14 protein-coding genes are annotated in these 12261 nt (G+C 62.0%); 6 read left to right on the forward strand and 8 right to left on the reverse strand.

From position 1 onward, the window contains the following. Positions 1-44 precede the first annotated feature (44 nt). Positions 45-2468, forward strand: coding sequence for a glycerol-3-phosphate 1-O-acyltransferase PlsB (gene plsB, locus OKB77_RS22550; RefSeq protein ID WP_103251815.1), 2424 nt, complete (start codon positions 45-47; stop codon positions 2466-2468). A 69-nt stretch (positions 2469-2537) separates the two neighbouring features. On the opposite strand, the gene ubiA is transcribed toward plsB, so the two are convergent. Further along, positions 2538-3407, reverse strand: a complete 870-nt coding sequence (gene ubiA / locus OKB77_RS22555) for a 4-hydroxybenzoate octaprenyltransferase (protein WP_005339536.1) — start codon at positions 3405-3407, stop codon at positions 2538-2540. Further along, positions 3404-3940 (reverse strand): chorismate--pyruvate lyase family protein, encoded by a 537-nt coding sequence (locus tag OKB77_RS22560; protein ID WP_005339534.1) that lies wholly within the window; start codon positions 3938-3940, stop codon positions 3404-3406. Before OKB77_RS22560 ends, ubiA begins: the two co-directional genes overlap by 4 nt. 145 nt (positions 3941-4085) lie before the next feature. Here OKB77_RS22560 and OKB77_RS22565 point away from each other — a divergent pair, with 145 nt between their 5' ends. Together OKB77_RS22565 and OKB77_RS22570 are read left to right on the forward strand one after the other, a co-directional pair. Continuing rightward, positions 4086-4520 (forward strand): flagellar basal body-associated protein FliL, encoded by a 435-nt coding sequence (locus tag OKB77_RS22565; protein WP_040069400.1) that lies wholly within the window; start codon positions 4086-4088, stop codon positions 4518-4520. Positions 4521-4632: 112 nt separating this feature from the next. Beyond that, positions 4633-4797 (forward strand): hypothetical protein, encoded by a 165-nt coding sequence (locus tag OKB77_RS22570; RefSeq protein ID WP_005339525.1) that lies wholly within the window; start codon positions 4633-4635, stop codon positions 4795-4797. 20 nt (positions 4798-4817) lie between these two features. On the opposite strand, the gene OKB77_RS22575 is transcribed toward OKB77_RS22570, so the two are convergent. The 4 genes from OKB77_RS22575 to OKB77_RS22590 form a co-directional block, all read right to left on the reverse strand. Then, entirely contained in the window at positions 4818-5150 is a 333-nt protein-coding gene (locus tag OKB77_RS22575; protein WP_042054791.1) for a DUF2799 domain-containing protein, read from the reverse strand. A 137-nt stretch (positions 5151-5287) separates the two neighbouring features. Continuing rightward, a complete protein-coding gene (locus OKB77_RS22580; RefSeq protein ID WP_005339521.1) occupies positions 5288-5413 on the reverse strand; it encodes a hypothetical protein in 126 nt (41 codons plus the stop codon). Between the two features lie 74 nt (positions 5414-5487). Further along, complete coding sequence (acuI, locus tag OKB77_RS22585) at positions 5488-6468, reverse strand: acrylyl-CoA reductase (NADPH) (RefSeq protein ID WP_043826413.1); 981 nt, start codon at positions 6466-6468, stop codon at positions 5488-5490. Positions 6469-6500: 32 nt separating this feature from the next. After that, entirely contained in the window at positions 6501-7523 is a 1023-nt protein-coding gene (locus OKB77_RS22590; protein ID WP_043826411.1) for a LacI family DNA-binding transcriptional regulator, read from the reverse strand. Positions 7524-7774: 251 nt separating this feature from the next. Here OKB77_RS22590 and OKB77_RS22595 point away from each other — a divergent pair, with 251 nt between their 5' ends. From OKB77_RS22595 to OKB77_RS22605, 3 genes are read left to right on the forward strand one after another with little or no spacing between them, the layout of a single operon-like run. After that, positions 7775-8218 carry a PTS sugar transporter subunit IIA gene (locus OKB77_RS22595; protein ID WP_064339010.1) on the forward strand — a complete coding sequence of 148 codons (444 nt, stop codon included), beginning with the start codon at positions 7775-7777 and terminating at the stop codon, positions 8216-8218. A gap of 35 nt (positions 8219-8253) precedes the next feature. Beyond that, positions 8254-8541, forward strand: a complete 288-nt coding sequence (locus OKB77_RS22600) for a PTS sugar transporter subunit IIB (protein ID WP_064339011.1) — start codon at positions 8254-8256, stop codon at positions 8539-8541. A 51-nt stretch (positions 8542-8592) separates the two neighbouring features. Continuing rightward, positions 8593-9852 (forward strand): PTS ascorbate transporter subunit IIC, encoded by a 1260-nt coding sequence (locus tag OKB77_RS22605; RefSeq protein ID WP_005357405.1) that lies wholly within the window; start codon positions 8593-8595, stop codon positions 9850-9852. Between the two features lie 78 nt (positions 9853-9930). On the opposite strand, the gene waaA is transcribed toward OKB77_RS22605, so the two are convergent. Together waaA and waaF are read right to left on the reverse strand one after the other, a co-directional pair. Then, positions 9931-11196, reverse strand: a complete 1266-nt coding sequence (gene waaA, locus OKB77_RS22610; RefSeq protein WP_265776489.1) for a lipid IV(A) 3-deoxy-D-manno-octulosonic acid transferase — start codon at positions 11194-11196, stop codon at positions 9931-9933. A 1-nt stretch (position 11197) separates the two neighbouring features. Further along, positions 11198-12232 carry a lipopolysaccharide heptosyltransferase II gene (gene waaF / locus OKB77_RS22615; RefSeq protein WP_265776490.1) on the reverse strand — a complete coding sequence of 345 codons (1035 nt, stop codon included), beginning with the start codon at positions 12230-12232 and terminating at the stop codon, positions 11198-11200. Positions 12233-12261 lie beyond the last annotated feature (29 nt).

Raw genomic sequence — 12261 nt, forward strand, 5'->3', positions numbered from 1 at the left:
GATTTGCTATGCTCACGCCGCATTTTTTTGGAGAGCAGACGCACATGTCCCTAGGACAGAAGATTTCCAGAGCCATCTTGCAATGGCCGGTCAGCGGCTTGGTCAATCACAAGAGCCTGCCGGAAAATCCCATCACAGAACTCAATCTGGATCCGGCCAGACCCATCGTCTATGCCCTGAAAACCAGTTCGATCACCGACCTGATGACCCTGCAGCAGTGCTGCGAGGATCTCGGGCTGCCCGGCCCCTTCACGCCGCTGGAACTGAACGGCCAGCTGCTGCCGCGCTATGTCTGTCTGGATCGCCCGCCTCCCCTGTTTGGCAAACGCAGCAAACCGCTCCCCTTCCTGCAGGAGTTCCACCAGCTGCTGGATCTGCACAAGCAGGATCCCGCACTGGATATCCAGGTGGTGCCCGTCACCCTGTTCTGGGGCCGCGCTCCGGGTCGGGAAGGGGAAGAAGCCTCCGGCCTCAACATCATCAGCAGCCTGGCGCCGAACCGGCTGAAGAAGGCGCTCATCGTGATCCTCAAGGGTCGCGAGAATCTGGTGCGCTTCTCGCCGCCGCTCTCCCTGCGCTACATGGCCGACAAGCACGGCACCGACGAGGCCATCGCCCACAAGCTGGCACGAGTGGCCCGTACCCACTTCAGCCGCCAGCAGCTGGCTGCCACCGGCCCGAAACTGCCGAACCGCAACCTGCTGTTCAAGCAGTTGCTCGACTCCGCGGTGATCCAGCAGGCGATTGAAGAGGAGGCCCAGCGCGAGGGGATCAGCCTCGAGAAGGCGCAAAAGCGTGCCCATGGCTACATGGACGAGATCGCCTCCAACTTCTCCTACCGGCTGATCCGCCTGGGCGAGAGCTTCCTCGGCTGGCTGTGGAACAAGCTCTACCGCGGTTTGTCGGTCAATGGCGCCGAGAAGGTACGCCAGTTGGCGCAGGAAGGGCACGAGATCGTCTACGTTCCCTGCCACCGCAGCCACATGGACTACCTGCTGCTCTCCTACGTCATCTACCACCAGGGGATGGTGCCGCCCCATATCGCGGCAGGCATCAACCTCAACTTCTGGCCGGCGGGCCCGATTTTCCGCCACGGCGGCGCCTTCTTCATTCGCCGCACCTTCAAGGGCAACCCGCTCTACAGCACGGTATTTCGTGAATACCTCAACCTGCTGTTTGCCAAGGGGTACTCGGTAGAGTTCTTCACCGAAGGCGGTCGCTCCCGTACCGGTCGCCTGCTGCCGCCCAAGACCGGCATGCTGGCGATGACCCTGCAGGCGATGATGCGCGGGCTGGACAGGCCGGTCACTCTGGTGCCGGTCTATCTGGGTTACGAGCACGTGATGGAGGTGAACACCTACCACAACGAGCTCAAGGGGAGTCGCAAGGAGAAAGAGAGCTTCCTGCAGGTGCTCGGCATCCTGCGCAAGCTGCGCAACTACGGCCGTGGTTTCGTCAACTTCGGCGAACCGCTGACCCTCAACAGCTACCTGAGCGAACATATTCCCGACTGGAAAAAGCACATCGGGGAAGAGGAGCGTCCGGAGTGGATGGCGGGCACCGTCAACAATCTGGCCGAACTGCTGATGACCCGCATCAACGGCGCTGCCGCGGTCAACGGCCTGACCCTGAGTGCGCTGGCGCTGCTGGCCGCCGAGCGCCACGCCCTGACCCGCGACGAGTTGCAGGCCCAGCTCAACACCTATCTGGATCTGCTCAAAGCAGTGCCTTACAGCCCGCAGAGCACCATTCCGGATGAGGATGCCAAGACCCTGCTGGATCAGGCGATGGAGCTCAACAAGTTCGAGGTGAGCGAGGACAAGCTGGGGCAGATCATCAGTCTGGACCGCTATCAGGCGATCCTGCTGACCTACTACCGCAACAACATCCTCCACTTGTTTGCCATGCCCTCTCTGGTGGCGGCACTGATCGAACGGTGCGAAGGGATCTCCCGCAGCGAGATCATGGCCCGTTGCATCGACATCTATCCGCTGCTCAAGACCGAGCTGTTCCTGCGTTATGAAGAAGAGGAGCTGCCGGCGCTGGTCGACAGCCTGCTCGACGCTCTGCAAACCCAGCAACTGATCGAGACCCGCGATGACGGCTACTGGGTCAATCCGGCCAACCAGATGCGCCTGCTGCTGCTGGCGGAGAGCATTCAGGAGACCCTGCAACGCTACGCCATCGTGCTGACCCGGGTGCTGGCCCAGCCTCATATCGAGGCGGAGCAGCTGGAAGCGGACGGCCTGATGATGGCAGAGCGCCTCGGCACCCTGCACGGCATCAACGCCCCCGAGTTCTTCGACCAGAAGCTGTTCAGCACCCTGATCCACACCTTGCGCAAGGAGGGATACCTCTCTCCCGAGTGCAAGCCGGATCTCGGCCGCTTCCAGGCGCTGGCCGACAACATAGTGCCGCTGCTGAGCAACAAGATCCGCCGCACCATTCAGGCAGGCAATCAGCTCTGATCTGCAACGCAAACAAAGAAGGCCGCATGATGCGGCCTTCTTTTTTATCGGAGTCTGCGCGGGAACATGTCACGCCAGCAGGTAATCGAGCACCAGACCGGCAAACACCAGCGCCCCCACATAGTTGTTGTTGAGAAACGCCTGGAAGCAGGCTTCCCGCTGCCGCTCGCGAATGAGCCGCTGCTGATAGACAAACAGCACCGCCGCCCCCAGCAATCCCCAGTAATACCAGCCCCCCAGCGTCATCAGCTGCCCGACCGCCAGCAACAGCAGCAGCGTCGAGAGTTGCAATGCGCCGATGATCCGCTTGTCGTAACGACCAAACAGGATGGCGCTGGATTTGAGGCCGATCTTGAGGTCGTCATCCCGATCCACCATGGCGTACTGGGTGTCGTAAGCCACGGTCCAGAGCAGGTTGGCGAAGAAGAGCAGCCAGGCCACCAGCGGCAGGGCATCCGCCTGGGCCGCATAGGCCATCGGGATCGACCAGGAGAAGGCCATCCCGAGCACCAGCTGGGGGTTCGAGATAAAGCGCTTCATGAAGGGGTAGCTCACCGCCAGCAGCAGGGCGACAAACGACAGGCCGATGGTGAGCGGATTCATGGTCAGCACCAGACCAAACGAGATAAGTGCCAGCACGAAGAAGAGCGCCAGCACCTCCCACGGCTTGACTCTACCCGTGGGCAAGGGGCGACCGGCGGTGCGTTTGACGTGGCCATCGAAGTTGCGATCCGCATAGTCGTTGATGACGCACCCTGCCGAGCGCATCAGAAAGACCCCGACCACAAACACGGTCAGCACCCAGAGATTGGGCAGGCCACCAGCGGCCAGCCAGAGCGCCCACAGGGTTGGCCACAGCAGCAGCAGAGTACCTATGGGTTTGTCGACGCGGGCCAACTGCATGTAGGCAAGTCCCCGCTCCTTGGTTAACAGATTCACTCCAGCTCCTTGTCACAGACGAGAGAGGGCAGAAACAGCTCGTGCACCAGCAGTGGCCACTGCCCCAGAAACAGACGGGAACGACGCCCCCAGACAGTGGCGGCCGGGCAACGAGGATTGGCGGCAATATCGAAACGGGCCAGCTGCAGGTGATCACGGCGGGCAGGCTCATGGCCAAATACCCGCTCACCCAGCGGCTGCTCGCCAAGCTCGGCAATGCCGCTCCCTTGCAGTGCGTCATCGGCAAACAGGGTCCAGCCCAGCACGGCGGGCCCACGATCCCCGTGCAGGATCACCTCGCGGCAGGTGCCGGCCGGCGAGGCCGAATCCACCAGCCACTGCTCATCGGCAGTAAGGGCGACCGGGTGATTGCCCAGCCACTCCACCGAAAAGTGGCGATTGTGCTGACGCAGACGCCGGGTCATGGAGCCGGGCTCCAGCAGCCAGGGGCGCAAGCTGGCAGGCAATTCGCAACATTCAGGGGCCAGCCACCCGCTTAACGGCGTGAGGGGAACAGTCAACTCGGACTTCACAGCTTCACCATCCAGAGATTTCCGTGTTCAGGTTAAAATCCGGTTTATTATCCGTAAATCAATAGCGAAATGTAAGAACATCCGTGCTTGACGGCCCCGATGGCAACATCAAAAATGGGTTATCTCTTGCTGATGAGCCATCTATATGAAGATCTTCAAAATTCTGCTGGTGTTGTTACTGAGCTGTGGCGCCCTGCAGCAGCAAGCTCTGGCTGAAGATGAGCCGCCCGCCGAGGGCACGGAGGGGGCTGCCAAGCCCGGTTTCTCCTACCACGCGCTCGATCCCGACATCATCACCAACTACCTGAGTGATAGCAAAACCCTCGGTTATATCCGGGTCACGGTAGAGCTGATGGCGGAAAACGAAGCCGACCTCAAACTGCTGGAGCAGCATGACCCGCTGATCCGCGATGCCATCATCCGTCTGATTGGCAGCAAAAATGCCGATCAAGTGAAGTCCCTGACCAACAGAGAAGAGCTGCGCAAGGAGTGCGAGACAACCGTCAACGAACTGCTGGTGAAAGAGACCGGCAAGAAAGCGGTGCGCGAGCTTATCTTCACCAAGTTCCTCTACCAGTAATCCCTCCCGAAACAATCGCTTATTGGCATATCGGCCAATAAGCGAGCTTTGTCGGTTTATTCGAAATGAAAATCGATTACAATACGGCCGTCAAGTCGTAGAGGTAGTCGTTATGGGCAGCAAAACCCTGTGTGAATGGCGCCGTCACGAGATCCCCACCGATCTCAAGGCGTTGCGCAAGATAGTCCGCAAACCCAAGTTTGTCTGCAGCAAGTGTGCCCGCAGTGCCAATGACAAGGGTTACCTCTGCCAGCCGCTGCGTTTGAAAGAGGAGTAACGCCCCTCCCTGTCAGGGCGTTATTGATCGGTCCACCCCTGACGCCCCTGTTCGAACAATCTGCGTGCCTGGGTATCATTCGGGCAAACGCCGCGATACTCCTCGCCTGAGCGGCCAGCCAGATAGAGGTGCTCGGGGCGGCAATACCATGCCAATCCCTTCTGGTGTCCCTGCTTCCACAGTTCGGGATCCACCTTCTTGCCACACTGGCCCTGATGGAACTCGATCCGCTCGGTGGTGAAGCCCAGCTTGCCATCCGCCTCCCCCACCTCACTCCATACCTTCTCGCAGGGATCATCGTTGGAGACACAGCCACCCAGCAGGGCAGCCAACAATATGATGGAGAGTCGCATAGTCATCCTTGAGCGTCATTTGGGCAGTTCATTCTACCCAGCGGCCCGCCCCTGACCAAGGACGAACGCTCAGCCATGTGAGCGCGGCAAAAAAATCAGGCGGGCCCAAAGCCCGCCTGTTCGTTCAATACCGTGGTTCACTGGTCATCGAAAGTGTCATCATCCTGCCAGCTTTCATCTTCCCACTGATCCAGCTCTTCTTCCCAGGAGTCCGGCTCCCAATCATCATCAGAGGAGTCGTAATCCGGCTTGTGTCCACCCATCTTCACTCTCCTTGGATAGTTCACCCGCACTCCAATTTTATCCGGAATTGTCGGGCTCGCCAGTCAGAGAGAGTTCAAAGTTTGACCAGAGTCCGACCGGCGATCTGGCCTTGCGTGATGGCCTCGGCGGCCTCCACTACCTGCTCCAGCCCAATCTCGGTGACCGCCTGAGCAAAGAAGCTGGCGGGAAGATCCCGTGCCAGTCGCTGCCATGCCAATTGACGACGTTCAAACGGGCACATCACCGAATCGACCCCCTGCAACCGCACGTTGCGCAGGATAAAGGGCATCACACTGGTCGGCAGATCGAAGCCGCCCGCCAGCCCGCAGGCTGCCACAGCGCCGCCATAGTTCATCTGGGCCAGCAGCTTGGCCAGCACCTGACTGCCGACGGTATCGATGGCGCCAGCCCACAGCTGTTTTTCCAGCGGTTTGGCAGGCACCAGCAGCTCGCTACGCGGCACGATGCGGCTGGCACCCAGCGCAGTGAGCATGGCGCCCTGCTCTTCGGGACGACCGGTCAGCGCCGCCACCTGATAGCCAAGGGCTGCCAGCAGGGCAACCGAGGTGGCACCCACGCCGCCAGCCGCGCCGGTGACCAGCACCTCGCCGCTTTCGGGAGTAATGCCCGCCTCTTCCAGTGCCAGCACGCAGAGCATGGCGGTGAGACCGGCAGTACCGATGCACATGGCCTGCCGTTCATCCAGCCCGGCGGGCAACGGCACCAGCCAGTCCCCCTTGACCCGCGCCTGTTCGGCCATGCCGCCCCAGTGCCCTTCGCCCACACCCCAACCGGTCAGCACCACCTTGTCGCCGGGCTGATAGCGGCTGTCGGCAGACTCAAGCACGGTACCGGCAAAGTCGATGCCGGGCACCAGCGGCCATTGGCGCACGATCTTGCCCTTGCCGGTGATGGCCAGCCCATCCTTGTAGTTGATCGAGCTGTAAGCGACCGCCACCCGCACTTCACCTTCCGGCAACTGGCTCTCGGCCAGCCGGGTCAGAGTCGGTACAGTCTTGCCGTCTTGGTTTTCCAGTAACAGAGCCTTGAACATGGTTGCCTCTTTGATGACGTGTGAAACGGGGATCAGCTGCTTTGACGCTTTTGCAGTTGAAAATCGAGAGCCAGCGCGGTGCCCATCACGGGCTCCCCGGCCAGTTGGCGCAGGATCAGCTCGGCAGCCTCCTGCCCCATTTTGCGATAGGGGATCCTGACCGAAGTAAGGGTCGGATAACAGGCGCGCGCCACATCCAGATCGTCAAATCCGGCGATGGCGAGTTTTCCCGGCACATTCAAATGGCGACGCTGGCACTCGAACAGTACCCCGGCCGCCAGTTCGTCGTTAACGCAGATCAGCGCGTCCAGCTCGGGCCAGCGCAGCAGAAATTCACCCAGCATGGTGGCACCGGTGCTGAAGCTGGGCCGCTCCGAGGTGTTGATGATGGCATCGGGGGATAGGTAGTTGTCGAGCAGCGCCTTCTGCCAGCCCTGCATCCGCTGTTGCAGCATCCACTGCTCCTGACGGGCACAGAGAAAACCGATATTGCGGTAGCCCCGCTCGATAAGGTGGTGGGTGAGCTGATAACCGGCATCGAAGTTGGAGACTCCCACATTCATGTCGATGGGGCTGCGGGCCATGGCACCCACTTCCACCACCGGCAGGCGGGAGGCTTTCAGGCGAGTACGGATCGTCTCGCCGGGATCGCCACCAAACAGTACCACCGCCGCCGGATTGTGCTGCAAAAAGCTGGTCAGCAGGCGCTCTTCCTGCTGTTTCAGATGCTGGGCATCCCCCAGCATGATCTGGTAGCCCTCCTCGAGCAGGGTCTGTTGCAGGCCCGCGATCATCTCGCCACAGCCCGCTTCCGCCAGACTCGGGACGATCACTACGATGGTCTGGGAAGTCGCAGAGGCCAGCGCCCCGGCGGCCCGATTGGGGATATAGCCGAGCTCTTCCACCGCAGCTTCGATGCGCTCGCGCATCCTGTCGGAGACCATCTCCGGCGTGCGCAGGGCACGGGAAACCGTCATGGCCCCCACACCGGCCAGCTGGGCCACATCGTTGAGGGTCACCCGACCCGTGCTACGGCGCTTCTTTGCTTCTGACATCCATCCCATCCTCGACTTGCGGCTGCTCACTTTAAGGCAAAAGAGCGCCACTGACCATTTGCTCAGGGCCGATTCTACCCTCTTTCCCGGATCACGGGGGCAGGATGACTCCCGTTAATGGGTGAAGTGATAGCGCTATCACAGTTTGATGTTAGCGCTATCTGATAGCGCTAACTTTCGCGATCACCCTCACAGTTTCACCACCGCAAGATCGATAGATTGGCGCCATCTTAACTAGCCGGATCACCACCATGCTGACTCAACTGCTGACCGAGGATGTCATCCGCATCGAGCCCACAGCCCGCGACTGGCGTCACGCCATCGAGCTGGCGACGGCGCCCCTGCTGGCCAATGGCACCATCGAACCCTCCTACGTGGCGGCGCTGTTTCGCTCTCATGAAGAGCTCGGCCCCTACTACGTGCTGGGCCCCGGTCTGGCTATGCCCCACGCTCGTCCCGAAGACGGCGTCAACCGGTTGGGTCTGGGGCTGACCGTCATCAAGCAGGGGGTCAACTTCGACTCCGAGGGCAACGACCCGATCCGGCTGCTGATCACCCTGGCCGCCAGCGACAGCAACTCCCACGTGGAGACCATCGCCCGGCTGGCCGAGCTGTTTATGAATGAAGAGGACGTGGCGGCCATCATTGCGGCCGACACCAAAGACGACATCTTGCGCATTCTGGCGCGCTACTAATCTGCGCCAAGGCGCACCTGACAGAGGAAGAGACAATGAAAATTCTGGTTGTATGCGGTCACGGTCTGGGCACCAGCCTGATGATGGAGATGAGCATCAAGAGCATCCTGAAAGAGCTGGCAGTCACCGCCGAGGTGGATCACCGCGATCTGGCCTCCGCCGGTAGTGAAACCGCCGAGATCTTTGTCGCCACCCGCGACATCGCCGAGCAGCTGCAATCCATGGGGGTCAACGGCCGTCTGGTGGCCCTCGACAACATGGTCGACAAGGCCGCGATGAAAGAGAAGCTCGCCATCGCCCTGCGCGAACTGGGCGCCCTCTAAGGATCCTCCATGCGGCCTGCGGGCCGCATCTTCCATTGCCAGGAGCTGACCATGGAATTTTTCAACTTTCTGATGTTTGACGTGCTGTCCGAGCCCGCCGTGCTGGTCGGCCTGATCGCACTTATCGGCCTGATTGCCCAGAAGAAACCGGTGACCGAGTGCATCAAGGGCACGGTCAAGACCATCATGGGTTTCGTCATTCTGGGGGCCGGTGCAACTCTGGTGATCAACTCGCTGGGTGACTTTGCCGTCATCTTCCAGCACGCCTTCGGCATCAAGGGGGTCGTCCCCAACAACGAGGCCATCGTCTCCATCGCCCAGACCTCGTTTGGCAAGGAGATGGCGATGATCATGTTCTTCGCCATGCTGGTGAACATCCTGATCGCCCGTCTGACCCCGTGGAAATTCATCTTCCTGACCGGTCACCACACCCTGTTCATGTCGATGATGGTGGCGGTGATCCTCTCTGCCGGCGGCATGAGCGGCGTACCGCTGATCGCGGTGGGCAGTCTGGTGGTCGGCGTCGCCATGGTCTTCTTCCCGGCCATCGCCCACCCCTTCATGAAGCAGATCACCGGCTCCGATGACGTGGCGCTGGGCCACTTCTCCACCTGCTCCTACGTGCTCTCCGCCCTGATCGGCGCCAAGTTCGGCAACAAGGCCCACAGCTGCGAAGATGTACAGGTGCCCAAGAGCCTGCTGTTCCTGCGCGATACCCCGGTGGCCATCTCCTTCACCATGGGCATCATCTTCCTGGTGACCTCCGCCTTCGCCGGCCCCGAGTTTGTCTCCAGCGTCGCCAAAGGCAAGCACTGGTTCATGTTCTCCCTGATGCAGTCCATCACCTTCGCCGCCGGTGTCTACGTCATCCTGCAGGGTGTGCGGATGGTCATCGCCGAGATCGTACCGGCCTTCAAGGGGATCTCCGACAAGCTGGTGCCGAACGCCAAGCCGGCACTCGACTGCCCCATCGTCTTCCCCTATGCCCCCAACGCCGTGCTGATCGGCTTCCTGTCGAGCTTTGCCGCCGGTCTGGTGGGGATGGCGCTGCTCTACGCCATGGGCCTGACCGTCATCATCCCGGGCGTGGTACCGCACTTCTTCGTCGGCGCCGCTGCCGGGGTCTTCGGCAACGCCACCGGTGGTCGTCGTGGCGCCATTCTGGGCTCCTTCGCCAACGGCCTGCTGCTGCTCACCATTCTGCCGGTGTTCCTGCTGCCGGTGCTGGGCGACCTCGGCTTCGCCAACACCACCTTCAGCGACTCCGACTTCGGTGTGGTCGGCATCCTGCTGGGACTGATCGTTCGCTAATTCCGGCCTCCGCCAAAAACAAAACGGAGCGCATCGCGCTCCGTTTTTTTATGGCCGGGCTGTATGAAAGGCTGACACTCAGTCGTTCTCCAGCGCAGTGAGGCAGTGCGAGAGGGTACGCGCCAGCGCACCCTGATTGCGCAGCACCACGGCGCGGGCCTGCTCGCCCATCTCGCGGCGGGTGCTCTCGTCGGCAAAAAGCTGGCTCACCTGCTCGCCCAGCTCGGCGGCATCGGCCACGATGGCGGCGCCCCCCTGAGCCACCAGTTGGCGAGTGATATCGCTGAAGTTGAAGTAAGCGGGCCCCGTCAGGCAGGGCTTGCCGAGGGCTGCCGGCTCCAGCAGGTTGTGACCGCCGACCTTCACCAGACTGCCGCCGACGAAGGCCACATCGGCCGCCGCCAGCATCAGCGGCAGCTCGCCCATGGTATCGCCGAGATAGACCTTATCCTGTGCTCCAACCGCAGCATGACTGGTGCGCCGCACACAGCCGTAAGGGGCGCACAGCTCGGCCACCCGGTCGAACCGCTCGGGGTGGCGCGGCACCAGAATGAGCAGCGCATCGGGATGACGTTTGAGCAGCAGATCGAAGGCGGCCAGCACCTGCTCATCCTCACCCAGATGGGTGCTGGCGGCGATCCAGACCGGCCGATCCGCCCCCAGCTGCTGGCGCAGGGCACGCCCTTTGGCCTGCACCTCGTCACCAAACTGGATATCGAACTTGATGGAGCCGGTCACCGCCAGCCGCGAACGATCGATGCCGAGGCGGGCGAAGCGGTCGGCGTCATCCTGATGCTGACAGAGCAGATGGGTCAGTGGCTGGCTCAGGGCATCGAAGGCGCCGTGGAAGCGGGCATAACGCTGGCAGGAACGCTCGGAGAGGCGGGCGTTGATGATGGTCACCGGCAGGTGGCGCGCCTCGCAGGCGGCCAGCCAGTTCGGCCACAGCTCGGTCTCCATCACCCAGAGCGCACGCGGCTTGAAGGTGTCGAGAAAGGCGGCAATGGCCCAGGGGTAGTCGAGCGGCGCGTAGCGATGGATCACCCGGTCCCCCAGCTTGGCAGCCTGATCGGCGCCGGTGCGGGTGGTAGTGGTGAACAGGATCGGCAGATCGGGCCGCTCCGCCTTGAGGGCGCGAATGAGCGGCGTGATGGCCAGCGTCTCCCCCACGCTCACCGCATGGATCCAGAGCGGCGCCTCCTGTCCGGTGGCGGGCTGCCGCCCGAGATGCTCGGCCCAGCGCTTGCCAAAGCCGGGCTTGCCTTTCTTCGGCTTGTAGAGGGCCAGCAACGCCAGCGGCAATCCCAGATGGATCAGCAGGTTGTAGAGCAGACGGTAGGGCATCTTACTGACTCTGCTCCAGCTTCTTGCAGGCATCGACCACCTGCTCCGGCGCCAGGTCGATCAGGCACTTGAGATGGCCGAACTTGCAGGTGCGCTTGAAGCAGGGGCGGCACTCGATGTCGGTGTGGACGATCTCGACCCGATCTGCCAGCGGCGGGGTGTAGAGCGGCGAAGTGGAGCCATAGACACCCACCAGCGGCCGGTTGAGGGCGGCGGCGATGTGCATCAGGCCGGAGTCGTTGGAGATGACCCGGCTGGCCAGCGCCATCAGATCGATCGCCTCGTGCAGGCTGGTCTTACCCGCCAGCACGTGGCAGTTGGGGCGAGTCAGCAGGTTGACCCGATCCCGGATGGTGTTGGCCACCGGCACATCCTTGCTGGAACCGAAGATCCACACCTGCCACCCCTCGTCCAGATGCTGTTGGGCCACCACGGCGTAGTGCCCCTCCGGCCAGCGCTTGGCCGGGCCGAACTCGGCACCGGGGCAGAGCACCAGCACCGGGCGGGCGCGATCCAGCCCCAGCCGCTCCAGCGCCTTGCTCTGGTTGACCAGATCGACGTGCAGAGAGGGGTGGGGAATGGTCGGAATATCGGCCCGGCTCTTCATCTGCTCCTTGGGATAGGCGAGCGCCAGATAGCCCTCCACCATCAGCGGGAAGGCGGACTTGTTGCTGCGCAGGTCGTTGAGCAGACCGTAGCGGCTCTCGCCCTTCCAGCCGGTACGGACCGGAATGCGGGCAAACCAAGGGATCAGCGCCGACTTCATGGAGTTGGGCTGGACGATGGCCTGATCGTACTTCTCGGCCGCCAGTTGCTTGCCGAGGCGGCGACGCGCCACCAGCTTGAAGTCACCGTGGCCGAGGGGCATGGTGATCGCCTTGTCCACCTCCGGCATCCGCTCCAGCAGGGCGCAGCACCAGGCGGGGGCCATCACATGCAGTTCGCTCTCCGGATGGTTGGCTTTGATCGCCTTGTAGAGGCTCTGGGACATCACCATATCGCCGACCCAGGAGGGGCCGATCACCAATATTTTCATCACGCGTCTTCTCTCGGGACTGGCCCGGC

The sequence above is a fragment of the Aeromonas sp. Y318-3 genome (assembly GCF_027706185.1).
Lineage (GTDB): Bacteria > Pseudomonadota > Gammaproteobacteria > Enterobacterales > Aeromonadaceae > Aeromonas > Aeromonas veronii.